Annotated in this window: 20 protein-coding genes; 6 read left to right on the top strand and 14 right to left on the bottom strand. The window is 51.5% G+C overall.

Annotated features, from left to right (window positions below):
* Positions 1 to 19 precede the first annotated feature (19 nt).
* Positions 20 to 502, bottom strand: coding sequence for a glutathione peroxidase (locus tag Q4579_RS20965; RefSeq protein ID WP_303566763.1), 483 nt, complete (start codon positions 500 to 502; stop codon positions 20 to 22).
* Here Q4579_RS20965 and Q4579_RS20960 point away from each other — a divergent pair.
* On the top strand, positions 493 to 1,200 hold the full coding sequence (locus Q4579_RS20960) for a hypothetical protein (protein WP_303566762.1): 708 nt from the start codon (positions 493 to 495) through the stop codon (positions 1,198 to 1,200). The two genes, Q4579_RS20965 and Q4579_RS20960, sit on opposite strands and share 10 nt — an antisense overlap.
* Before the next feature lie 415 nt (positions 1,201 to 1,615).
* On the opposite strand, the gene Q4579_RS20955 is transcribed toward Q4579_RS20960, so the two are convergent.
* From Q4579_RS20955 to Q4579_RS20940, 4 genes are all read right to left on the bottom strand, one after another.
* Positions 1,616 to 2,635, bottom strand: coding sequence for an adenosine deaminase (locus tag Q4579_RS20955; protein ID WP_303566761.1), 1,020 nt, complete (start codon positions 2,633 to 2,635; stop codon positions 1,616 to 1,618).
* A gap of 98 nt (positions 2,636 to 2,733) precedes the next feature.
* On the bottom strand, positions 2,734 to 3,267 hold the full coding sequence (gene mog, locus Q4579_RS20950; RefSeq protein WP_211651309.1) for a molybdopterin adenylyltransferase: 534 nt from the start codon (positions 3,265 to 3,267) through the stop codon (positions 2,734 to 2,736).
* A gap of 87 nt (positions 3,268 to 3,354) precedes the next feature.
* The gene (locus Q4579_RS20945; RefSeq protein ID WP_303566759.1) at positions 3,355 to 4,050 is read right to left on the bottom strand and encodes a pirin family protein; all 696 of its coding nucleotides are present in this window, start codon (positions 4,048 to 4,050) and stop codon (positions 3,355 to 3,357) included.
* A gap of 52 nt (positions 4,051 to 4,102) precedes the next feature.
* Entirely contained in the window at positions 4,103 to 4,549 is a 447-nt protein-coding gene (locus tag Q4579_RS20940) for a DoxX family protein (RefSeq protein ID WP_303566758.1), read from the bottom strand.
* 285 nt (positions 4,550 to 4,834) lie between these two features.
* Here Q4579_RS20940 and Q4579_RS20935 point away from each other — a divergent pair, with 285 nt between their 5' ends.
* Positions 4,835 to 6,049, top strand: a complete 1,215-nt coding sequence (locus Q4579_RS20935; RefSeq protein ID WP_303566757.1) for an MFS transporter — start codon at positions 4,835 to 4,837, stop codon at positions 6,047 to 6,049.
* Positions 6,050 to 6,070: 21 nt separating this feature from the next.
* Here the strand turns inward: Q4579_RS20935 and Q4579_RS20930 are convergent, their stop codons facing one another.
* The 4 genes from Q4579_RS20930 to doeB2 all read right to left on the bottom strand — a co-directional run bounded on the left by Q4579_RS20930 (position 6,071) and on the right by doeB2 (position 11,275).
* Complete coding sequence (locus Q4579_RS20930) at positions 6,071 to 7,435, bottom strand: NAD-dependent succinate-semialdehyde dehydrogenase (RefSeq protein ID WP_303566755.1); 1,365 nt, start codon at positions 7,433 to 7,435, stop codon at positions 6,071 to 6,073.
* 19 nt (positions 7,436 to 7,454) lie between these two features.
* Positions 7,455 to 8,741 (bottom strand): ectoine hydrolase, encoded by a 1,287-nt coding sequence (doeA, locus tag Q4579_RS20925; protein WP_303566754.1) that lies wholly within the window; start codon positions 8,739 to 8,741, stop codon positions 7,455 to 7,457.
* Entirely contained in the window at positions 8,738 to 9,997 is a 1,260-nt protein-coding gene (locus Q4579_RS20920) for an aspartate aminotransferase family protein (RefSeq protein ID WP_303566753.1), read from the bottom strand. Before Q4579_RS20920 ends, doeA begins: the two co-directional genes overlap by 4 nt.
* A 105-nt stretch (positions 9,998 to 10,102) precedes the next feature.
* A complete protein-coding gene (doeB2, locus tag Q4579_RS20915; RefSeq protein WP_303566752.1) occupies positions 10,103 to 11,275 on the bottom strand; it encodes a N(2)-acetyl-L-2,4-diaminobutanoate deacetylase DoeB2 in 1,173 nt (390 codons plus the stop codon).
* A 247-nt stretch (positions 11,276 to 11,522) separates the two neighbouring features.
* On the opposite strand from doeB2, the gene Q4579_RS20910 reads away from it, so the two are divergent.
* Positions 11,523 to 12,632: an anhydro-N-acetylmuramic acid kinase gene (locus tag Q4579_RS20910; protein WP_303566751.1), complete on the top strand. Its 1,110-nt coding sequence runs from the start codon at positions 11,523 to 11,525 to the stop codon at positions 12,630 to 12,632.
* Between the two features lie 82 nt (positions 12,633 to 12,714).
* Here Q4579_RS20910 and Q4579_RS20905 read toward each other — a convergent pair whose 3' ends face one another.
* Positions 12,715 to 13,098 carry an MAPEG family protein gene (locus tag Q4579_RS20905; RefSeq protein WP_303566750.1) on the bottom strand — a complete coding sequence of 128 codons (384 nt, stop codon included), beginning with the start codon at positions 13,096 to 13,098 and terminating at the stop codon, positions 12,715 to 12,717.
* 243 nt (positions 13,099 to 13,341) lie between these two features.
* Here Q4579_RS20905 and Q4579_RS20900 point away from each other — a divergent pair, with 243 nt between their 5' ends.
* Both Q4579_RS20900 and Q4579_RS20895 read left to right on the top strand, forming a co-directional pair.
* Entirely contained in the window at positions 13,342 to 15,885 is a 2,544-nt protein-coding gene (locus Q4579_RS20900) for a hypothetical protein (protein WP_303566749.1), read from the top strand.
* Between the two features lie 207 nt (positions 15,886 to 16,092).
* The gene (locus tag Q4579_RS20895; RefSeq protein WP_303566747.1) at positions 16,093 to 16,776 is read left to right on the top strand and encodes a DUF2807 domain-containing protein; all 684 of its coding nucleotides are present in this window, start codon (positions 16,093 to 16,095) and stop codon (positions 16,774 to 16,776) included.
* 83 nt (positions 16,777 to 16,859) lie between these two features.
* On the opposite strand, the gene Q4579_RS20890 is transcribed toward Q4579_RS20895, so the two are convergent.
* From Q4579_RS20890 to Q4579_RS20875, 4 genes are all read right to left on the bottom strand, one after another.
* Positions 16,860 to 17,891, bottom strand: coding sequence for a methionine synthase (locus Q4579_RS20890; protein ID WP_303566745.1), 1,032 nt, complete (start codon positions 17,889 to 17,891; stop codon positions 16,860 to 16,862).
* Positions 17,892 to 17,919: 28 nt separating this feature from the next.
* Entirely contained in the window at positions 17,920 to 18,912 is a 993-nt protein-coding gene (locus Q4579_RS20885; protein WP_303566774.1) for a DUF1852 domain-containing protein, read from the bottom strand.
* Between the two features lie 387 nt (positions 18,913 to 19,299).
* Positions 19,300 to 20,151, bottom strand: coding sequence for a GNAT family N-acetyltransferase (locus Q4579_RS20880; RefSeq protein WP_303566743.1), 852 nt, complete (start codon positions 20,149 to 20,151; stop codon positions 19,300 to 19,302).
* An 18-nt stretch (positions 20,152 to 20,169) separates the two neighbouring features.
* A complete protein-coding gene (locus tag Q4579_RS20875) occupies positions 20,170 to 20,667 on the bottom strand; it encodes a GNAT family protein (RefSeq protein WP_303566741.1) in 498 nt (165 codons plus the stop codon).
* Positions 20,668 to 21,491: 824 nt separating this feature from the next.
* Here Q4579_RS20875 and Q4579_RS20870 point away from each other — a divergent pair.
* Entirely contained in the window at positions 21,492 to 23,138 is a 1,647-nt protein-coding gene (locus Q4579_RS20870) for a methyl-accepting chemotaxis protein (RefSeq protein WP_303566739.1), read from the top strand.
* Positions 23,139 to 23,324: the final 186 nt, after the last annotated feature.

The following is a 23,324-nucleotide window of genomic DNA, read 5'->3' as shown; positions in this document are numbered from 1 at the left end:
CCAGAAGCGGTATGATGGTTCAGTCTTTTAAAGCCGCCTGAATATCAGCGTCCAATGCATCCGGCTTGGTCAGTGGCGCATAACGCTTGAGCGGCTGACCATCTCTGCCAATCAAAAACTTGGTGAAATTCCATTTGATTTTATTCCCGAGCAAACCGGGTAAAGCCTCTGTCAGGTAAGCAAACATCGGATGACGCTCCGCACCGTTCACATCCACCTTTGCAAACATCGGAAAACTGACCCCGTAATTGATTTCACAAAATTCGCTGATCTCCCCGCTGTTGCCGGGTTCCTGCTGACCAAACTGGTTACAGGGAAAGCCAAGAATCACCAGCCCCTGATCCTGATACTTTTCATACAGTGCCTGTAATCCCTGATACTGCGGGGTGAAGCCACATTTGCTGGCTGTGTTGACCACCAGCACCACCTTTCCCTGATAGGCTTGCATGGCGCGGGATTCCCCCTGCAGGGTTTGGGCTGAAAAATCATAAAATGCAGTCATTTGCTGTTCCTTTTCCGACAATTGCCACCAGTTTAGCAAACGCGGTGAAATCCCGTATACTCAGAGCCGTTCACCGTTCGCCGTTGTTTTTCAGCGCTGCAACCTTCGTTCAGATTTCAGGAGTTCCTTTGCCTTCACTCAGCCAGCACTTTCAGACCATGGGCGTAAATACCTTACCCATGGCGCCCTCAGAAACCACTCAGCTCACGCAATTTCTGTCTCAGATGGACTCAGAATTTGCCCGCCTTGTGACGCAGCATCCCGAAAAATCTGAAGCTGATTTGCTGCTCGGGCTGATGACTAAAACCCATCTGGCTGCTCTGGAACAGCTGCAAAGCACCCAGGAAAAAAGTCAGGCGCTCAATGCGCTGTTTACAGAACAGTTGGGGGAAGCACATGCAGAACGCTTTCAAAATCAGCATCACAATCACGCACGTTTGGTGACACAGCTTTGGATGCTGGTGTTGGGGTTTCAGGGCATTGATGTCAGTTATGCGGCTGAGCATGCCGGGTCCAGTGCCCGGCAGTTTTGTCCGAACGATGTCATCGGCCCCACGCAAAGTCCGGCTGAGATCATCCGGAGGCAATTCATGCAGGCTTACTATCATGGACAGAACAGCAGCCAATCGCAGTCCGGAAATTCTGGAATCTCGCCTTATCGCTGGCTTCAGGGGATTTTTCGTCGTTGGTGGCGTTAAATATATGCTTCGAGAGAAAGAATTCAGCGGCAATCGAGAGTAAAAAAGTGCAAACGAGTCAAAATAGTCTTATTCATTCAAACAGTTAGAATACAAAGATTCAATTTCACGAAGGAATCACTTCATTTTATTTCAGCGCTAAGGTTCTGATCTATGATTGTTTTAACAATTAGCGATACAACTTTTACAAAATAGATCGTTGCGTGTTTTTTAATCATCCCTATAATACCGCCTACGCTTTAACCAAGTATGTTGTTCCTTAATATATACTCTCCATGGCGCGTTTGCGGACTGGCTCACTGCCCTTAACCCAGCGCCAAGGTATGACGAGTATATTTATTTCCCCCGCCTGTCATTTTTTTTGATAGGCGTTTTTTTTGCCCGGAATTCTGGACAGACGCCGTTATGCCTTGGTCTACAGGATAGGATGGAGTTGAACTTGCAGGTAATGATCCAACCGCTGCTGCAGTGTCGCTTTTTCTTCGTCCGGTAAAAAACTGGCTCGGATCGCATTGGCGGTGAAAGCGGCCATCTCTTCTTTGGTCACGTCAAACGATTCAGCAACCGCCAGAAAATTATCCGTCATATATCCGCCGAAATACGCCGGATCATCTGAGTTGATGGTGACGCACAAACCCTGCCGGAGTAAACCCACGAGGTTATGATCGGCCATCTCATCAAACACCCTGAGTTTCACATTGGACAGCGGACAAACCGTCAGTGGAGTCTGAGTTTCAGCCAGCGTTCGCACCAGTTCCGGATCCTGCGTACACTGCACGCCATGGTCAATCCGGGAAACCCGCAGCATCGACAAAGCATCCCGGATATGACTGGCGGGCCCTTCTTCACCGGCATGTGCCACCGTCAGAAAGCCTGCATCATGGGCTTTTTCAAACACCCGGCGAAATTTCTCGGGCGGATGACCGAGCTCCGAGGAATCCAGTCCGACGCCAATAATGTACTCCTGATACGACATCGCCTGTGCCAGTGTTTCAAAGGCAGCGGCTTCGCTCAGATGGCGTAAAAAGCAAAGGATCAGCCGACTGGAAATATCCAGCTGTTGTTCCCCGTCTGCCAGCGCACGTGTGATGCCCGCCATCACGGTTTGAAAAGCAATCCCCCGCTCGGTATGGGTTTGCGGATCAAAAAAGATCTCGGTGTGCATCACGTGATCGTGCTGACACCGCAATAAGTACGCCCAGGTCAGATCATAAAAATCCTGCTCGCTTTGTAAAACGCCCGCACCTAAATAGTACATATCCAGAAAGGATTGCAGATCTTCGAACTGATAAGCGGCTCTCGCTTCCTCGACGGTCGCATAAGGCAGCGTTATCTGGTTGCGTTGCGCCAGTTCAAACATCAGTTCGGGTTCTAAAGTCCCTTCGATATGCACATGCAGTTCAACTTTGGGCAGGGTTCGGATGAAGCTTTCCATAGCACGACCTCAACTTATAGGGTTGTTTACAGTGTAGATTGTGCTGAAAAGATAAGAGAAATTTTCCCTGCCAGAGCGGCAGGGAAGCCGGGGAAGGGTTACTTTTGTTTCGGGCGGAAAACCTTGATCACGGACTCATCATTTTCCAGATACGGGCCTTCCATCAGATCAATACAATATGGAATGGCCGGGAAAACAGCATCCAAACACTCACGGATCGACTTTGGCTTACCCGGCAGATTGACGATGAGAGAATCATCGCGCAGCCCGGCCGTCTGGCGGGATAAAATCGCAGTGGGGACAAACTTCAGTGACTCAGCGCGCATCAGCTCACCAAAACCCGGCATCATGCGATCACACACCGCTTCCGTGGCCTCAGGGGTAACATCTCGTTTCGCCGGGCCTGTTCCGCCCGTTGTGACAATCAGGCAGCATTCTTCTTCGTCGGCCAGACGGATCAGGGTCGATTCAATGACATCACGCTCATCCGGAATCACTTCATAAACCGGCTCCCAGGGCGACGTCAGGTAATCGTTCAGGGTATCGATAATGGCCTGACCGGAAATATCCTCATAGATCCCTGCACTGGCCCGGTCACTGACGGTTACAATCCCTATTTTTGCTGTGGTCATTTTTTCTCCTCGGATACTCACAAAACCAGCCACGAAATGTGGCTGGTCCGGTGTCAAGTGTAAGCAATCTTAGCGAGAGGGAAAAGCTTAAGGCAAATCAAATACCAGCGCAGTCACCGTGGCATCCCCGTGATTCGACACCTGTAAATCATGGCGTTGCTCAACTTTCAGCCCGTCTCCCGGTAGCAGGGTTTCCGTTTCAACCGTCAGTTGCCCTTTCACCTGATGCAGGTAAAAGCGCCGCCCCGGTTGTTGCGACAGTGTCAGCGATTCACCCGCCGGTAAGATCAGCTGGCTGAGGCGTGCATCCTGCTTGATCGACAGTGTGCCCTGCTCGCCTGTGGGTGTAATCACAGGCGTCAGGCCAGGTTGCTGACCAAAATCTTTCTGCTGATATCCCGGCTCACCACTGAATTCATTCGGCTGAATCCAGATCTGCAGAAACTTCAGCGGCTGTTGCTGCGAGGCATTGAACTCACTGTGATCAATGCCTTTCCCGGCAGACATCAGCTGAAACTCGCCCGCAGGCAGAGTTTTGATATTCCCAGCACTGTCTTTGTGAGCCATTTCCCCTTCCAGAACAAGACTGATGATTTCCATGTCTTTGTGGCCATGGGTGTCAAATCCTGCACCGGGCCGCACCGTATCATCATTGATCACGCGAAGTGCAGAAAACCCCATGTGTTTCGGATCATAATAGTGGCCGAAAGAAAACGTATGACGGCTGTCGAGCCAGCCAAATGAAGCGCTGCCACGATCCGCTGCGCGTCTGATTTCAAACATACATCACCTCACCATCGTCTGGCTGTTCTGAAAAGAGGAAATAAACGCGTCCTTACTGGACGCGTTTCACCAGCAGATTGTCGACAGACAGTTTGCCTGCACCGGATACAGCCAGTGACACCGCAATTGCCAGCAGCGACAATCCAAACTCATAACCGCCGTTTGACATGAACAGACCATTCGGTAAATGCACCGCAACAATCGCGACCACCATAGTCACAGCCAGCACAGCCGCAGCAGGACGCGTCAGGAAGCCCAGCAGAATCAGCAGGCCACCGAAGAATTCACCGCTGCCAGCCAGAAATGCCATCAGCATCCCGGGTTCCAGACCAATCGATGCCATCCACTGACCCGTGCCTTCCAGCCCATTGCCACCAAAAGCGCCGAACAGCTTCTGCGCACCGTGCGCCATGAAAATAATCCCGGCAGGTACACGCAGGGCCAGTGGTGCAAAGCTGTTTACCGAAGTCAGTACGCGTTGAATCATTGATGTTTTCATCTGAGCATCCTCAAAAATGTTGAATAAAAGTTTGTGCCGGTCAAACAGACAATCCTGCGAACAATCAGTTCCGTATCAGAACATCAGGTGCTTGTTTTATCGTCTGTCTCGATTGAGGGCAAGTGTAGAGGCAGGCACCGGGAAACAACACTGGCAGAATCTGAGTAAGTCATTCGAATAAATCGAATAAAGAAATCATTCACTGATAACAACAATATTTGCAGACAAAGATCAGGGCATATGACACACTGCTCACTTCCCTGAATTCAAAGGAAATCATGTGACATGGAGTTGTCTCACTTACGCCGTTTCTCGGCCCCCATCTGGGCGGTCCTGATTGGTACCCTGCTTACCCGCGCTTCATTCTTTATGGTCTGGCCCTATATGGCCGTCATGCTGCACCGGAACTTCGGCTTATCTGAAATTGAAATCGGCATCATCATGAGTATGGCGGCTTTGGGTGGGGCTGTGGTGGCGCTGTATGTCGGATACCTGTCTGACAAGCTGGGCCGGAAAAATCTGCTCATCCTCAGCTGTCTGGCCCATGTCGCCACCTTCATGATTCTGGCTGAAGCAGACCAAAGCTGGCTCTACGCCGCCGGTGCGCTCATGGCTGGTGTCAGCAGAGCGATGCTGGAGCCCCCGGCGCGGGCCATGATTTCAGATTTACTGCCTGAAATTCCAGTGCGGGAAATGGCACATCAGGTCCGGTATTACTGCATCAATCTGGGGGCAGCGTTTGGGCCGTTGCTCGGTCTTCAACTTGGCTTTACCGGCGTCCAGTCCTCTTTTTATCTGGTCGCACTGGCCTACCTGATTTACGGAATTTGCTTCGTCATCGCGTTCTGGCGGATTCGCAACGTACAGCAGCCGCCCAAAAACAATCAGAATTTCTCACAGACCCTGCGTGTTCTGGCCAATGACAAAGCCTTTATGATGCTGATTGTTGCCAATACGCTGGTGATGTACGCCTACCTGCATCAGGAAACATCACTTGTGCAGTATCTGAATGTGCTGGGGGATCGGGTTGTACCGCTGTTTACCAGCATGATTACCGTCAATGCCGGTGTCATTGTATTGCTCCAGTTTCCTGTCCTGAAGTTGCTGAATGCATGGTCGCTGTATCAGCGGGTCTATCTGGGCGTGGCCTTATTCACTGCCGCTTTTGTGATGTATGGCTGGATTCCGCTGGACGCACCTGAATGGTACTGGCTGGCAGCGACTTTTGTCCTGAGCGTGGGGGAAGTGGTGCTGTTTCCAACGTTTAACCTGCTGATTGACCGGGCGGCGCCGGATCATTTACGGGGCGCATACTTTGGTGCCGGCAACCTGACCTCGATCGGGGTGAGTCTTGCACCCTTTGCGGGCGGGGTGATTCTGTCCTGGTTTGGCGGCCCGGCCCTCTTCCTTTCAACCGCTGTGGTACTTTGCTTTGCGGGCTACTTATACACCTGCTCAGCACGTCATCATCAAAAAACTCAGACGGTTCAAGCGGCCTAGCCGCTTGCAACCGCCATCCTTTTATTTCACCCAGACCTGCTTGGCATTCACGAATTCATGGATGCCATGCGGGCCAAGCTCACGCCCAAACCCCGAGCGCTTGATCCCCCCACTGGGCAAACGCGGATCCGTTTTCACAATCCCGTTCACGGCGACCTGCCCAGCCTGCAATTCCCGGATAAATCGCTGCGCCTGAGCCAGATTCGTCGTCCAGACGCCCGCGCCCAATCCGTATGCGGTGTCATTGGCCAGTGCTAGCGCCTGATCTGCATCACTCGCTTTAATCAGCACCATCACGGGACCAAAGGTTTCCTCCCGGAAAGCACACATCTCAGGCGTTACATCCGCCAGTAACGTCACCGGATAAAAATAACCCAGGCCAGCATCCGGCTGTCCGCCCATCAGACACCTTGCACCTGCATCAAGCGTTGCTGACACCTGCCGGTGCAGGTTCTGCCGCAAGTCCTCCCTTGCCAGCGGGCCAACGTCCGTTTCTGGAGCTGTCGGATCGCCAACCTTGAGCAAGGTCAGCCGTCTTTCCACCAGCTGCGTGAAAATTTCATACACGGGCGCTTCTACGATAATCCGCTTCGCTGCAATGCAGGACTGCCCGGCATTGATGATACGCGACAAAGTGGCCACATCTGCCGCCGTTTCCAGATCCGCATCCGCCAGCACAATCAAGGGATCCGAACCGCCCAGTTCCAGCACTGCGGGCTTGATTTCACTGGCCGCAACGGATGCCACCGCCGCCCCTGCCCGGTCCGAACCAGTGAAAGACACCGCTGCAATGCCTGAATGACGAATCGCCTGTTCCGCCAGATCGTTCTCAAGGGGCAGGTTCACCATGATATGTTCCGGTGCTCCGGCTTTCCCGAAAGCTTCCGCAATGGCTTTCGCACACCCCGGCACATGCGGATCATGTTTCATCACGCAGGTATTGCCCGCCATCAGCGCCGGTGCAAGAAAACGAAAAGCCAGCCATAAAGGCGCATTCCACGGCAGAATACCCAGCACTGTGCCCAGTGGCTGATAGGTCACGTAGCTCTGGGATGCATCAGAGGCCAGATGCTGATCAGCCAGATAACCTGCCGCATGTTCTGCGTAATGTTCCGCACACCAGGCGGCTTTCTCGACTTCAGGACCGGCTTCTTTGACCGGCTTACCCATTTCCGCCGTCATCAGTTTGCCGAGCGTGTCTTTCTCCTCCCTTAACTGGGCCGCAACACGCCGCAAAACATCCGCACGTTCCGCAAAGCTCATTTTTTGCCAGCTTGCCTGCGCGGCATTGGCCTGTCTGATCCGGTGATCCATCTCTTCAGCATTCAGCGACGGATAGGTTTCTATCAGCGTGCCATTTGCCGGATTGATTGCTTTTAAGGACATCCTTTCTTCTCCTTTCTCGCTACCCGTTCGCCTGCTGTTTTTTGTCTTTGCGTGCTTTCTCGATGGACGTCGCTTTCTGTTCAGCGGGCTCAGACACCGTGGGGGCCGCTTTCTCTGCCCCTGCTTGAGCCGATTGACCCTGCTCGGGTTTCACCGTGAAATCCTTCGGCAGTTCAAAGAAAGATTCGCAGCCATCTGCGGTGATATGAATGGTGTCGGAAATCCCGCAGGTCTTATCTCCGTCCACGCCCCACATCCAGGGAATGATATGAAAGGTCATGCCTTCTTCCAGCACCGTGGATGCCCCTTGTTTCAGGCTCACGATATAGCCTTCGTCCCAACTGGGCGGAAATGCAATCCCGATGGAATAACCTGAACGGGTGATCAGCCGGGCACCAATGTCATTCTGCGAAATAATATTACGAATCAGATTATCCGCGTCGGACACCGTCATACCCGGCTGGATATACGCATGCAGCGAATGCAGGGCCAGCTTCATGGTTTCCTGCGCTTTGTACATTGAATCCGTCAGTTCCCCCAGTACCACAGTCCGCATCATGGCGGTGTGATAACGGCGGTAACAGCCAGCAATTTCCAGAAAGATATGCTCGCCAGGCTTCACGATACGCCCTTCCCAGGTTGCGTGACCGATCATGGTTCTGGGGCCAGAAGTCACATAAGGCATCACCGCAGGCGCTTCCCCGCCCGCTTTGAACATAGCGGCACTGATAGCGGCACCGATCTCATTCTCCGTGACTCCGGCCCGGCAGGCTTCGATACCGGCTTTCATACCGGCCTCCGTGGCAATGGCTGCTTTTCGCATCAATTCAATTTCGACCGGTGACTTACAAATCCGGCCTTGCTCCACAATGCCGAAGCAGTCCAGAAGCTTAGCCTCTGTCAGGGTTGTATGAATCGTATCCTGCTGATAAGCCGGGAAAAAGTAACTATTCCGTTCATAACCAATCCGCTTTCTGGATAAGCCAAACTCGCGCAGCGCATCCACCAGCATCTGAATGGCATCGCCGGTATCCGGATAAGGCCGGGTCCGTTCAATCCAGGTCCGCGCAAAAATATTCGATTCTTCCATCGCCCGGGTGATCATGAAGGGCTCATCTTCCAGCGGCACTACCAGCGCCTGAAAAAAGGAATATCCTGTGGTCTGATAATCGGTCAGATACATGATATTTTCAGGGTCTGTGATCACCACGGCATCCAGATGTCGCTGGGCAATCCGCAATCGCAATTCACTCAGTCGGCGTTCATATTCTTCAAACGGGAACGTCATGTCATCACGTTTTTTCATGCCGCCTCCTTCAAGACGTTCTGAATCACATCAACCAGCGTGGATAACCCGGCTTTCAGATCCGCCTCCGGTGTAGTTAAAGGCGGGATCAGTTTCACCACCCGTCCGCCACTGCCGCAGGCAGACACCAGCAGTCCGGCTTCAAAACAGCGATTGACGATGAGTTTGGCTAAATCGCCACTGCCGACATCGACGCCGTAGAGCATCCCTTTGCCCCGGACTTCAATGGCGGTGTGACCAGCCAGTGGTGCCAGAGCCGACTGCATCAAGGCGCCTTTTTCTTTCACTTCCCGCATCAGCTGGCTGTCTTCGAAATAACTGAGCGCTTCGCAACCGGCGACAAATGACAGACATTGCCCCCGGAACGTGCCGGTGTGTTCACCGGGCGACCAGTGCTGATCGAACTCGGGTTTCACCAGATTCATCGCTATGGGTGTCCCCATGCCGCCCAGGCCTTTCGCCAGACACACAATATCCGGATCAATCCCGTAATCATCGAAACTAAAAAAGGAACCCGTGCGACCCATTCCCGCCTGAATGTCATCCACAATCAGCAATGCGCCAACAGAGGTTGCCAGCGCGGCCAGTGCCTTAAGCCAGGCTTTATCGGCAATATTGACCCCGCCTTCTGCCTGAATCACCTCAACCAGAAAGGCTGCGGGCGGCGTAACGCCACTGGATCCGTCTTTGTAGCTGGCCTCCAGCATTTTCAGTGCCTGCATGGCCGTGTCTGCTGAAGCCCCTTCTCCACCAAATGCGGTGTGGGACACATGAGTGAGCGGCACACCTGCCGCGCCGCGGAAATACTGATTCGCGGTACAAGCCAGCGCACCGAGCGTCATGCCATGGAAACCATGCTGAAACGCCACAACTTCGTGACGCCCGGTAACCCGCCGTGCCAGTTTCAGGGCAGCCTCCACGGCATTGGTGCCGGTCGGCCCCATAAATTGCATCCGGTGCGGCATGCGGCGAGGTTCCAGAATGACTTCGGTAAAACGTTCCATGAACCGGCGCTTGGCCGTCGTATGCATGTCCAGACTGTGGGTGACCCCATTACGCTGCAGATACTCAATCACGGCCTGTTTCATCCGTGCATTGTTATGACCAAAGTTCAGAACCCCCGCTCCGGCGAAGAAATCAATATATTCGTTGCCATGCTCATCGGTCTGACGCGCATTTTCTGCCGTATCAAAAACAACTGGGTAGACCCGGCAGTATGCCCGGATTTCGGATTCGCGCTGTTCAAAAATGCTCATCGTACATCTCCTTGTGCTGTCAGAATGACGAATGCGAAAGGGCCGCCGTCCTGTTCATTCAACCGTTCGGGACAAAGCGGCACCTTGGGATTTTTTTAACCTCTCTTATCCTGTGTAGTTCGGTAATGGCGCCCCCGCAAGCCGGGCGTACCAACGAACCACTTTTTCGAGCAGTCGATCATTAAAATCGTAATGCGGACTGTGACAGGGATACTGATGTACCGTTTCCCCATCATTGGCCCCAATGAGGGCAAAGGCACCAGGCACCTGCTTCAGGTAATAGCTGAAATCTTCCGATGCCATGACCGGCAGCGCGATGGCATGATCAAGCTGCTGATCCGCATCTGCCAGCCAGGCATGCCGGGCTTTTTCGGCCTGTTTGGCGTGGTTGATGGTGGCACTGTAACGCGGCTGAATGTCGACACGGCAAGTCACACCGTAACTGAGCGCTGTGTGGTGGCAGATTTCTTCAATCCACTGGTTGATCTTTGTTTTCGTACCGTCATCCGGCACGCGGATGCTGCCGCTCAGCACCGCCTGTTGCGGAATCACGGTCAGGCCACTGGCCGCTTCGATTGAGGTCACACTGACCACCGCCGCCTGCTGGGGTGGTAAACGGCGGCTGATGATCTGCTGAAGATTGAGCGTCATTGCGGATGCTGCAAGCACAGGATCCGCACACAACTCCGGCTGGCTGGCATGCCCGCCCTGCCCGTGTATCGTCACCACAAAAGTCCCGTTCCCGCACATGACCAAGTGATCCGGACAGATCATTTTCCCAAACGGAATTGCGGGCCAGTTATGCCAGCCATAAATTTCATCAACCCCTTCCAGCGCACCATCGGCAATCATTTCCCGCGCCCCATGGCCGCCTTCTTCAGCAGGCTGAAACAGCAAGGTCACCGGGCCACTCAACTGTGTTTCGTGCGCTTTCAGCCATGCAGCCGTTGCCATCAGCGCTGCGGTATGTCCGTCATGGCCGCAGGCATGCATCTGGCCATCATGCTGGGACGACCAGGTACGGCCGCTGTCCTCAACAATCGGTAACGCATCAATATCCCCCCGGAATGCAAGATGACGTCCCGATGGGTTGCCAGATACCAACCGGGCCACTGTGCCAGTTTGCGCACAGGGACGCCAGTCGATCCCCAGTGCCGTCAACCTTTGCCGGATTGCGGCGGCAGTTTGGTGTTCCTGCCAGCCCAGTTCAGGATGGCGATGCAGCTCCTGCCTGAAGGATTTTGCGGCGGAGAGGTTCTTTTGCCAGAAGTCAGACATAGCGGTTCCTGCTGAAAAATTAAAAAGTCCGAAGTCAATTTTACGCTTGATTTCGGACACTTAACTGCAAGCCTAGTCACGAAGGGCTGAGTTCTCAAATGAGTTCTCAAATGAGTTCCCAACTTTCATTGTCAGCAGGGTATTCAGACACAGATTGAAATTTCACTGAGCGGCACGCCCATCACGCCATTGTTCCCGAAATCATGCTAACGTGCCTGAGTTGAATTGAACTGAGCCCAGGAGGCGTGTGATGCACCGGGAGTTATATATCGGCGTGATGTCCGGCACCAGTATGGATGGTGTGGATACCGCACTGGTTGCCATTGAAGACAGCCGCATTGAACTGCTTGCCCATGATGACTTTCCGATGCCGCCTGAGCTGAAACAGCGGCTATTGGCAGTCTGTACCGGCCAGCCGACGAATCTGATTGAAATCGGGACGCTGGATCATCAGCTGGGCCTGCTGTTTGCCGATGCTGTCGATGCGCTGCTGGAAAAGTCCGGCTATACCGCCGATCAGATCCGAGCCATCGGTAACCATGGGCAGACCGTGTTTCACCAGCCGACCGGCACCACGCCTTTCACCATGCAACTGGGCAATGCCCATCTTATCGCAACCCGAACCGGTATCGACACGGTGGCAGATTTTCGTCGGAAAGATATGGCCCTTGGCGGTCAGGGCGCGCCTTTGGTGCCGGCATTTCATAAAACCCTGTTCCAGTCGTCCGATTCCAGCGTGGTGATTCTCAACATTGGCGGGATTGCGAATCTTTCGGTGATTCGCCCGGATGAACCTGTGTTCGGGTACGACACCGGGCCGGGAAATATGCTGATGGATTTCTGGTGCCAGCAACATACAGGCAAACCCTTTGATCTGGATGGCCAGTTTGCCCGGCAAGGAAAAGTCGATGACATCCTGCTTGAAGCGATGCTGACTGAGCCTTATTTCTCGCTGTCTGCACCCAAAAGCACCGGACGAGAGCTCTTTAATGATGCATGGCTCGGTCAGCAACTGACCAATCACACTGCCTCCGCGAAAGACGTGCAACGCACGCTTTGCGAACTCACGGCCGTCAGCATTGCCTGGGAAGTGCTGAAGTTTCAGTCCGGCCCCAATCCGACCTTGCTGGTCTGTGGCGGCGGGGCACGCAACCCGCTGCTGATGGATCGGATTTCTGCGCTGCTCCCTGACTGGTACGTGTCAACCACCCGTGAACAGGGGGTCGACAGCGACTACATGGAAGCCATGGCATTTGCCTGGCTGGCACAGCGGCGCATTCATGATCTGCCAAGTAACTTACCGGAAGTAACCGGCGCCAGTCGGCTTGCGTCGTTAGGGGTTGTCTATCCGGCTTAACCCGTGAACATCACACTTGTCGAACCAAGAAATCATGACTGGCAGTGTCACTACTGCCGGTCATGATTTCTTGCCCATCTCCTTATCCAAATATCGAATTCAGCAGATTCAGTACTGCCATCCCGATCAGTGGCCAGAGTGTCAGCTGCATCCCCAGCACTCTGCCCTTCAGGCTGTCTGCCAGAATCCCCCGGCCATGAATAATCCGGCCAGCCGTAAACACCAATCCGATCAGCATGATCAACCAACTGGCGCCGCCGTGCTCTTCCAGCAGGAACATCAGCACCAGCATGATCGGAATATAATTCACCGCATTCGACTGCGCCGAACAGGCCAACTGCAAATCCTTGGCTTTCCCTTCACCGTCGCCATACCCAATCTGATGCCGTCGCCGGGCTTGGATCACCTGCAAAGACAGCCAGCACAGCCATAACGCAAGCACCGATGCAAAAAAACTTGTGGTCATAAGAACCTTTCACTCCCTGTTTTATATTGTCTTTCATCAGCTTATACCATGAACAGATTTTTGCCTGCTCGCTAACTCTGCCCTTTCTCAGCCACGCGACAACCATTTTCTCCGGCCCCAATGAAGGCCTAGCTAGACAACACTAAGCTCAATATCAGAAAGCAATAAAAGTGGCTCCGGCCTACCCCGGGGCGAATTATTCTGTCGTCGCGACAGCGACAAGACTGATTTTAGGGGCGAGACATGATGAACAAATCATGGGGATGCGCATGGAGTCTGATCAGTATCAGCCTGCTGGCAGGCTGTGGCGGGGATTCCGACTCACCGCAGCCACCGGTCAAAACCATTCCGACATATTCCATAACCGCCATTGATGGCTATCTCAAAAATGCTCAGGCCTGGGTGGATATCGCCGAGAACTTCCGCTTTGAAGGCGGAGACCGCGACGGCATGACCAATGCGGAAGGCCAGGCCGCCATTACACTCAATGGCCTTGAAAATCCGGCACAATTTGCAGCATTCGTGCTGGCGATTCCGGGGCAGACGGTGGATCAGGACAACCCTGATGCCCCCGTGAACAAGGGCTTTCTGATGTCTGCACCTGTGGGCTACACCACGGTCACGCCGCTCACCAGCCTGGTTCATTTATATATGTTCGAAGGGCTGGGTGAATCCACTGCGATTGCTGCCGTCGCCCAATCGCTGGGGATTCCCCCAGAACAAGTCATGGGCGATTATCTCGCGACAGGTCTGGCCGATGTTGCGGTGAAAGCCCGTTCAGTGATTGTGCTGGGGATCCTGCCGGAGCAAGAGCTAACGGCGGAGTCCGACGTTCTGGCACCGCTGGCTGAATTTCGTCGCCTGCGAGATGTGCTGAAACAGGTGGATACCAATCATCATTTAGTGTTGGATGCGCATGGCCGAGTGGTTGAAGACACCAACGGCCTGCCCGTGGTGATCGACAACGCCGGGCTGAACACGGATTCCGATGGTGACGGCGTGATTGATGCCGCCGATCCGTTCCCCAATGATCCCGCCGAAAGTGCCGACTTCGATTACGATGGCATCGGTGATAACGCCGACCCGGATGACGACAATGACGGCCTGACCGATGAGGAAGAACAGGCGCTGAAGACGGATCCACTCAATCCGGATACCGACGGCGACGGCGTCGATGACAAAACCGATCAGTTCCCGACAAACAAAGATGAAACCGTGGATACCGATGGTGACGGCACAGGCGATAACGCCGACCCGGACAATGACAACGATGGCGTCAGTGACGCATACGATGAAGATCCGCAGGACGTCGCCAAATATAACTGCCAGTTCGACACCCTGACTTCGACATCTTTCGAATATGAAGTCAGTGATATGCACAATATCATTCTCCAGTGTGGCGGTTATCTGCCATTCGGCATTGCTGATGTCACGGCACTGGGTCATCTGCGACGCAACCGGGTAACCGAAAACGGCAACAATGAAGCGTTTGAATTTGCGAACGATGGAACAGCCGTGCGCTATCAGCAGGGTCTGGTGACGGGAAATTACACCTGGAGTATCACCACCAGCAACGACAGGGACGGCTTTGCTCCCGGCATGGTCAAACTCTTTCATGAGAACGGCGATGCCGAAGTCTGGGCGATGCTGACGAAGAACAGCAAAGAAAATCACTTTGTGGTCTTCTCCCAATATGCCAGTCAGGGCAATGGGTTTATCGACACGCAGGCCATCTGGCAGATGCACAGTCTGGACTATCGCCGGACGAGTGATCCACTGCCTGTCGCCAGTGCGACCCTCACCCCGTGCACGACGGATGACTCCGCATTCAACGGTGATGCGCCTGCCAGTGCTGCCACTCAGGAACAATTCGCAACCGCCATTGAAACCTGTAAGCAAAACAGCAGCGGTGGCGACATCCCTGTCGCAGCGAGTGATGTAGCCAGCCGTACCCTGATGTGGGGCAAGTCTGGTGAAACCCTGTCGACCCGCTACACCTTCCTGACCACAGATGGGGAAAAAGAAGGGTTTGGTTACCGGCTGAATAACGGCACCTACCAGACCTATCAATGGGAAGTCGAAAACAATCAATTGGTGATGCAGGGCCGGGACATACCCAATGCCGCGAACTGGACGCAAACTTTCGCGATCCTGGATGAAGCAGAAACCAACCATGAAACCGGCTGGAAAGTCTTCACCCAAAATGAACTCTGGGTGAAAAACAATACACCGGCGGGTATCACAGCAGAGCAAGGGGCCATCAGCTCGGGGTCACTGGTTCGCACGCTGATGCCCGGCGATTTGCTGACACAATGCGATAACTTCAACACAGGCTGGAATGACAGTAGCCAAAGCCCGACAGACAGTGGTGCCAGTGTCGCTGAGTACACTCAGGCTGTTTCGGGCTGCGGTACGCCATGGACGTTTTCGCCGCTGCAATTCACCGCCGCTTTGTTAACCAATACCACGTTGTTACTGGACAACGGACACAGCATGATCTTTACCGGCGTGCCTGCCACCAACAGCGACGGACTGATGTCGGGCTCCGGCACTTATGTCACCCCAGCGACGGAAAACCCCGTCACGGAAGCCTTCACCTGGGTGATCCTCGCGAACGGACGACTGGTGATCGACTTCACCGACAGCGATAAAGTCACCCAGTGGACATTACTGGATGCAGACGGAATCAACTTTGAAGCCCTGAGCTTTATGGAAAATCCGGACTGGCAACTCAACCCGGAACAAGGGGTTATTCGCAACGCAGGCTTTACCGTCAGCGCGCAATAATCCTGGTGCTTTGCGCTTTTGATAAAACAGGTGGCTAATTTAGCCACCTGTTCGTTAATGTGACGACGGCATTCCCGTCAGGTCAACAGCGCTGAAACACTATCTTCCCCTTCAAGCCTTATTCTGCCTGCTCTGTAAGCCGTTGAAAAACATTGGCACACATCTTGATACCCAAATGTCACCAATAATCAATGGATGAAACAAAACATGAATCAATCAGCGAAGAAAGTAATGCTCCCCGCGGCTCTGACCGGGATCGTTTTATTGACCGCAGTGATTGGCGGCATTCCTTTCAGTTTTGCAGAAGATCAGACCCGGACACAGTCACTCGATCCGTTTGACCGCTTGTTCGTTGAGAAAGGCATTGAAGTCAACGTCCACTGCGGTGAGTCGAACCGTCTGGAAGCAACCGGTGAAAACCATGTTCTGGAGCAGATGAAACTGACCGAGCGAAACGGCGAATTATCCATCAGCAATGCTTCCGGGGATGACTGGGAAGAAACAGATCCGCTGACGCTGGATCTTTATACCGCACAACCACTCCACCGACTGGAAGCACGCTTCGGCATCGAAGCCATTGTCGACAGTTGCGCCGTGGCAAAAGACAGCTTTGAAGCCATAGGGAAGATGGGCAGTAAACTGACCCTCAGCGGCCAGACGGACAAGCTGACGCTGGAACTGGCGATGGGTGCCACACTGACGCCAGCGTCACAACCATTCAAAATCGGGCAAGCCGATGTCAAACTGGGGATGGGTGCCAGTGCCAGCCTCTGCCATGCTGAATCCATCACAGGGGAGCAATCTGCTGGCACCAGGATATTGGTCTCGCCGCAGGCACAAACCAAGCTGAACAGCAGTTATGGGACGGCGCTGGTATTTGATGAATGTTAATCAGAAAAAAGAACAGTGAATACCGGTTGATCATGGTGTTATCCCCCATCCAACCGGTATTCCAACTCAAACCCAGTGATTGTTTACTTCAGCTGAAGCTCTCTTCGGACGATTTCTGCGCCTGCGCTTAAGGCACTCAGTTTGCCCCGGGCAATCTGGCGAGATAAAGGCGCCATTCCACAGTTGGTGCAAGGATAGAGCTTGTCCGCATCAACAAACTGAAGTGCTTTTCTCAGTGTTTCGGCGACTTGCTCTGGCGTCTCAATCGTATGGCTCGCCACATCAATGGCGCCCACCATCACTTTTTTACCTCGAATCAGTTCAAGCAGCTCGATAGGGACATGCGAGTTGTGACACTCCAGTGAGATAATATCGATATTTGATTTTTGCAGTTTAGGAAAAACTTCTTCGTACTGCCGCCACTCTGAGCCCAGCGTCTTTTTCCAGTCTGTGTTGGCTTTAATGCCATAGCCATAGCAAATATGCACCGCCGTTTCACATTGCAAACCTTCAATGGCTCTTTCTAACGCTGCGATGCCCCAGTCATTCACCTCATCAAAAAACACATTAAATGCAGGCTCATCAAACTGGATGATATCAACGCCAGCCGCTTCCAGCTCCTTCGCTTCCTGATTCAGAATTTTGGCGAATTCCCAGGCGAGTTTTTCACGGCTTTGATAATAGTCATCATAAAGGGTATCGATCATCGTCATTGGCCCCGGTAAGGCCCACTTAATCGGCTGGCTGGTCTGCTGACGTAAAAATTTAGCATCTTCTACAAAAACAGGTTTCTGGCGGCTCACCGGACCGACCACAGTGGGAACGCTCGCATCATAGCGGTCCCGAATTTTTACCGTCTTCCGGTTTTCGAAATCAACGCCGCTGAGGTGCTCAATGAAGGTCGTGACGAAATGCTGGCGTGATTGCTCACCATCACTAACAATATCAATACCTGCCTGTTCTTGTTCATGCAAAGACACACGCAAAGCGTCTTGCTTGCCATCTGCTAGTTCCTGGTCTTGCAATTTCCAGGGAGACCAGAGTGTTTCAGGTTGTGCTAACCAGGAAGGTTTCGGTAAACTTCCCGCCGTTGAAGTCGGTAATAATTTTTTCATCATCAATCACATCGTCTGTTTGGCTGAATTAAAGAACGTAATTTGCTGACCACTGGTCGAGAATCGCCTGATAAGGTTTAATAAAATGCTCTTCAGCAAATTTCCCTTGATCTTTCGCTAACTGGCTGCGCTCTTCCCGATCATAAACAATTCGGGTCAGCGAATGGTCCTGGTTCTTCAAGTTTGGTTGATAAGATTGTCCTGAAGCCGCATTGGCATTATAAATCTCAGGTCGGTAAATCTTTTGAAAGGTTTCCATGGTGCTGATAGTACTGATCAGCTCAAGATTCGTGTAATCATTGAGTAAATCACCAAAGAAATAAAAGGCCAAAGGCGCAACACTGTTTGGCGGCATAAAATAGCGAACCTGCAAGCCCATTTTTTTGAAATATTGCTCAGTCAGAGACGATTCATTAGGCTGATATTCAACCCCCAGGACAGGATGCTGATTTTCAGTACGCTGATAAACTTTATTATCCGAGACACTCAAACAGATCACTGGCGGTTTATGAAAATTCTCTTGGTAAGTCTCTGAACTCAGGAAACATTGAAACAGGTTTCCATGCAACTCACCAAATCCATCTGGAATGCTGAATTGAGGTTGATTCTTGTTATGTTCTAACAGTAAGACGCTGAAATCATAATCCCGGACATAAGAAGAGAAATTATTGCCAACAATACCTTGAATACGTTTATTCGTTTGATGATCAACAATATTCGTTTTCAGGATTTCAATCATTGGGAAGGTTTTTTTATTACCCTGAACATCTGCATCAATATCCAGATCAACGGAAACTATTTCAAGCTCGACAGAATAACGCTCACCAGTCGGGTTATCCCAATTCGCCAAGGCATTAAAACGATTATTAATCATTTTTAACGCGTTCCGCAGGTTCTCCTGACGGTGTTCACCTCTCGCCAGATTCGCGAAGTTCGTTGTAATACGGGTATTGTCTGACGGATGATAATTCTCATCAAAAATAATTTTTTTAATCTTAAATTTAAAATCTTTATTCGGCATAATCTGGCATCCAATGTTCTGAGATAAATCCTGAAACTGTTCCTTGTACTTTCCGGGCTTTCCAATTTTATGTGTTAGATTTCCCCAGTCCGCTGTCTTTCCCGTCTTTTGATTTTCGCCGCGTGGCTTCATGAAATATCTACGGTCAATGACGTCGAGTGAACAACTGAGTATGAGTTATACTTGGGCCGATACATGAATAAAAATGATTTTATTGCATGAATCCATGAGCCAGATTCATAGGTAAAGCAGATTAAGGACTTTGGCCAGACAATGATGCACGATATCGAACGGATGCAGGTTGGTCGTACACGTCACAACAGATGCAGGCTTCGTCAAAATCAAACCCGACGAAACTTGCTCGATGTGCTGAAACGCAGTGCGCCCTTATCCAATCTCAAACGAAGTCACACCAAAGATGCGGTCTAACGGCAGTTCAGGTTCGAACTGGGTATACATGCGGGCCGTGCCGAATGAGACGGTCATGCCGTATTTCTCAGCCAGAGCGACTGCGGCTGAATTGACTTCCGGGACATCCAGAAAAACAGCCTCTGTTACTGTCGCCTGAGAAGCCAGTGCCAGAAATAATCGTTCGCCGAGTTCAGCACTCTCTGCATACAGCGGGCCGATTTTATTGCCATCCAGACAAGGGCGAATCACCCCGTATCCAGCCAACTGACCCTGCGCCAGAATCCCCAGTGCGGTAGTGTTTGGCTGACGGGTCCAGGCTTCTAAAAAGGCAACACGCGGCGCAGGAAAGAAGGGCTGCTCATAAGCAACTAAGGTTTCAAAAGGTAATGTTGATAACGGCACAATGGCTTCGTCAGGCTCAGCCGGACCATAGCCCCGCCCCTCATAACGCAGGTGGCTGTATGCCAGTTGAAACCCGGACTTCTGATAGTTTGCCTGCTGTTCAACCACACCATCCAAGCCAATATTACAGCCTTTCAGATACGCTAACGCTGCATTCCAGATCTGAATGCCATACCCCATGCCCCGGTATTCCGGTTTTACAATGTAGAAACCAATAAAACCAAAGGTCTCGTCATAACGAACTGCAGAGATGGTGGCAATCGGTTCATCGCCCAACAAGCCAATCAAAAAACCGTCCGGATCGGCGGCAGCATAGCAAAGTGCATCATGCTGTCCAGGATTCCAGCCTTCCTGAGCCGCCCATGTCAACGCAATCTCCACTTCATCCCGCCGCATTGGACGAATGGTAAAAGCTGTACTGTTCATACTGATTTCTCCTGCCTTTCAGCGAGCCTCTTCCTGAGTTTCCAACATCATTGACATCACATGTTGCGGTCCAGCCGCACCACCGTGATACAGCTCGCCGGCATCAATGAATCCACCGCGTTCATAACAGATTTTCGCCGCCGGATTTTTACAGTTGACGGTCAGGACAATCTGGTTTGCGTGCGGATACTCTGCCCGAAGAAATGTCTTCAGCGCGGCGACAGCACGGGTGCCAATCCCCTGCCCCTGATAATGCTGATCAACGAAAAATCCTCTGAGGCCCAGCGCATCCTCCGGCGCAAAGTTGTAACGCTGTCCGTACTGCGTATCCACCAAAAAGAAACCGACAACGCGCGCTTCCATCTGAATCACCACGGGATGCACCACATCGTCCACATTCACCAGAATTTCTTCCATGGTGCCAACAAAAGGTAATTGTGATTCAACGACAGATAGCGCTGAAACCTGCTCAAGGTGGGCTGGTTTCATGCCTTCGAGTTTGATCTGAAACTGCATATCTTCCTCTGATTTCAGCTTAACTATAGAAAATAAGGGACAATCTTACGTGGAATCCAGACAACCAATTGAATACCAATTCATCATAGGTTGAGCCAGATCCCTTTTTTCATCTTTTGAGTCGGTATAGTGGCTGAAGGTTGGTTGAAATTGCATCAATGGAATCCCCTCAAGACAGGGACACCAACCCAATGAAAATAAAGTCTATTTTTTGAAAAGTTGTCTTTTTACAAGGAGTATTTTATGGCGAAACGAGTCTCGAATAAGCGCATCAAAGAAATCCTGAAAGAAGCTGCTGATAAGAAAAAGTAAGCACGCTTTGCCTGCGCTGAGGTACCCATACCTTGGTGCTGTAACCTTTTCACTTGTAGCCAATCCCTCGCTTTGCCGGGGGATTGTTGATCTCTAGCTGCCTTCAGCCCCCCAAATTAAACCACAATGATTTCTGTTAACCTCAGCCAAGTTTTCATTATTTTTTTGTAAAAAATAATTTCTTTGCGATTTTTAAACGCCTTCAAACTAAAAACCCGAATTAAAAAGATGATAAAATTATAAGTATGTAAAAAAGCAACGCAATCGTTTTAAATGCTGATTACATTTTGCAAAGTACCAAAACACGATTTTTCGTCAAAACGCAAACAGACTTTAAAAATCAAAGAGTTAAGCATGACAAAATGTGAGCACAACAAACGAATATCCATTGATAGAAACTCAAATCAGACACGAGGTTATCGGAGGCATTTCATCGAATTCATGAGTTTATATTCATTATTTTTGAATTCTATTGGACGTTTTCCCAAGAATAACAATAAGAAGAGCATGCTATGTTTATCAATACATTAACATTAAGAACCAAATTAATATTAGCGGTCTTATTGCCTTGTGCAATTTTATTGCTGGTCGGCATACTCAGCTACCTGAGCATGTCTCAGATTGGTCAGAAATCTGAACGTCTTTATCAAAATACAGCAACGCCGATGCGTGCAATGGCCGAAGCTGCTTCCCGCATTCCGAGAATGCGGGTGGGGATTGATATGATGCTGCTTCAGGAAATTGATAATCTGAAAGATCAAAAGGGTGTGACGATCCGTATTCAGGAAACCAGAAAAGAGGACATTCCTGAAATGCGTGCGGCCATGGAGCGATCAGTCGCGGCACAGGTGAATCCAGATCTGCGCCGGGAAGCTGAAAAGTTACTGCGCGATTTTGAAACCATGATTCAAAGCGAACTGAATCCATTACTCAATGCACTGGAAGCAGGCCGACTGGATGAAGCCCACCGCTATTACGGCGAGTATGCAAAATCCTATGGCGTGATGCGCAAACAGTCGAATGACATTCTGGACACCTTGCTCACTCAGGCACAGACCTTCAATAATGAAGCCCAGCAAAGCTTCAATGATGGACAGCGTAACCTGATGCTCCTGATCATCGGTGCACTGACAATTTCATTCATTGTGTCTTTCGTGATCATTCAAAACCTCAGATCCCGTGTCTCCAGGCTGCAGGAAACCATTCAGACTGCGGAAAGAGATATGGCGCTCAATACCCGAATTGATCTGGGTGGCAAAGATGAGCTGACCGCAATCAGCGATACTTTGAATACCTTCTTTGCAAAAATTCACCATGCGGTTCAGGAAGTCGCGCAAAGTTCCCGGAATCTGGCGCAAACCGCTCAATCCGTTGCGACAACGGCACAGTCAACTCAAAATAACTGTGTCACGCAGCGTGATCGGACCATGCAAGTGGCCACCGCAATTAATGAGCTGGGTGCAACCGTCAACGAAATCGCCAATAATGCCGCAGAAGCAGCCAATATAGCGAAAGAAGCGACGACTCAGGCTCAGAGCGGTTCGAGTGTGGTCGAACATGCCCGTGAGAAAATGAACGAGCTGAGTACCGAGCTGGGTGATATCACTGGAGTGATTGAATCACTGGCGGGTCAGGTGACCGACATCAGTGTGATTCTGGACACCATTCGCAGTATCTCAGAGCAGACCAACCTGCTGGCACTGAATGCCGCAATCGAAGCTGCCCGCGCGGGTGAGCAGGGCCGCGGTTTCGCTGTGGTCGCAGATGAGGTCCGGAGTCTGGCGTCGCGCTCTGCCAACTCAACCGAAGAAATTCAGGATGTCATCAACCGATTACAAAATGAATCCATGAAAGCTGTGGCTGCGATTTCTCAGGGTCGAGAGCAAGGTCAATCCGTCGCTGAACAAGCCAACATGGCGACAGAATCACTGACTCAGATCGGCTCTTACATTGATCAAATCAGTTCGCAGAATATTCAGGTTGCCACGGCAACTGAAGAACAGTCTTCCGTGGTTCAGGAGATCAACCGGAATGTGGAAGATATTAACTTCCTCACCACGGAAACGGCAGATGTTGCGAATCAGTTGAATGCGTCCAGTGAGCAACTGCAAGACCTGTCTGATCAGATGGACCGACTGGTCGGCCGATTTAAGCTGTAAGCCCCTCATTCCCTGTCTGCGAATCGCCCCGACATGCAAATGCCGGGGCTTTTCTTTGGGGTTGTGCTTCCTTTTTTAATCGTCAAAGCAAAAAACTGTCATTCCCGCACAGGCGGGAATCCAGAGAGCGCCGGGCTACTAACACACGAAAATCATCATTGAACAGATCAAATCACAGCAAGGTTC

The organism is Photobacterium sp. 1_MG-2023, assembly GCF_030547945.1.
Lineage (GTDB): Bacteria > Pseudomonadota > Gammaproteobacteria > Enterobacterales > Vibrionaceae > Photobacterium.
The sequence above is the reverse complement of the archived record's forward strand: the minus strand, read 5'-3'. Positions and strand labels throughout refer to the sequence as shown.

Excerpts from the sequence above, each read along its gene's own strand:
- Q4579_RS20960 (WP_303566762.1), top strand. The coding sequence starts at position 493 with ATGCAGTCATTTGCTGTTCCTTTTCCGACAATTGCCACCAGTTTAGCA.
- Q4579_RS20965 (WP_303566763.1), bottom strand. The coding sequence starts at position 502 with ATGACTGCATTTTATGATTTTTCAGCCCAAACCCTGCAGGGGGAATCC.
- Q4579_RS20955 (WP_303566761.1), bottom strand. The coding sequence starts at position 2,635 with ATGGAAAGCTTCATCCGAACCCTGCCCAAAGTTGAACTGCATGTGCAT.
- mog (WP_211651309.1), bottom strand. The coding sequence starts at position 3,267 with ATGACCACAGCAAAAATAGGGATTGTAACCGTCAGTGACCGGGCCAGT.
- Q4579_RS20945 (WP_303566759.1), bottom strand. The coding sequence starts at position 4,050 with ATGTTTGAAATCAGACGCGCAGCGGATCGTGGCAGCGCTTCATTTGGC.
- Q4579_RS20940 (WP_303566758.1), bottom strand. The coding sequence starts at position 4,549 with ATGAAAACATCAATGATTCAACGCGTACTGACTTCGGTAAACAGCTTT.
- Q4579_RS20935 (WP_303566757.1), top strand. The coding sequence starts at position 4,835 with ATGGAGTTGTCTCACTTACGCCGTTTCTCGGCCCCCATCTGGGCGGTC.
- Q4579_RS20930 (WP_303566755.1), bottom strand. The coding sequence starts at position 7,435 with ATGTCCTTAAAAGCAATCAATCCGGCAAATGGCACGCTGATAGAAACC.
- doeA (WP_303566754.1), bottom strand. The coding sequence starts at position 8,741 with ATGAAAAAACGTGATGACATGACGTTCCCGTTTGAAGAATATGAACGC.
- Q4579_RS20920 (WP_303566753.1), bottom strand. The coding sequence starts at position 9,997 with ATGAGCATTTTTGAACAGCGCGAATCCGAAATCCGGGCATACTGCCGG.
- doeB2 (WP_303566752.1), bottom strand. The coding sequence starts at position 11,275 with ATGTCTGACTTCTGGCAAAAGAACCTCTCCGCCGCAAAATCCTTCAGG.
- Q4579_RS20905 (WP_303566750.1), bottom strand. The coding sequence starts at position 13,098 with ATGACCACAAGTTTTTTTGCATCGGTGCTTGCGTTATGGCTGTGCTGG.
- Q4579_RS20900 (WP_303566749.1), top strand. The coding sequence starts at position 13,342 with ATGATGAACAAATCATGGGGATGCGCATGGAGTCTGATCAGTATCAGC.
- Q4579_RS20895 (WP_303566747.1), top strand. The coding sequence starts at position 16,093 with ATGAATCAATCAGCGAAGAAAGTAATGCTCCCCGCGGCTCTGACCGGG.
- Q4579_RS20890 (WP_303566745.1), bottom strand. The coding sequence starts at position 17,891 with ATGAAAAAATTATTACCGACTTCAACGGCGGGAAGTTTACCGAAACCT.
- Q4579_RS20885 (WP_303566774.1), bottom strand. The coding sequence starts at position 18,912 with ATGCCGAATAAAGATTTTAAATTTAAGATTAAAAAAATTATTTTTGAT.
- Q4579_RS20880 (WP_303566743.1), bottom strand. The coding sequence starts at position 20,151 with ATGAACAGTACAGCTTTTACCATTCGTCCAATGCGGCGGGATGAAGTG.
- Q4579_RS20875 (WP_303566741.1), bottom strand. The coding sequence starts at position 20,667 with ATGCAGTTTCAGATCAAACTCGAAGGCATGAAACCAGCCCACCTTGAG.
- Q4579_RS20870 (WP_303566739.1), top strand. The coding sequence starts at position 21,492 with ATGTTTATCAATACATTAACATTAAGAACCAAATTAATATTAGCGGTC.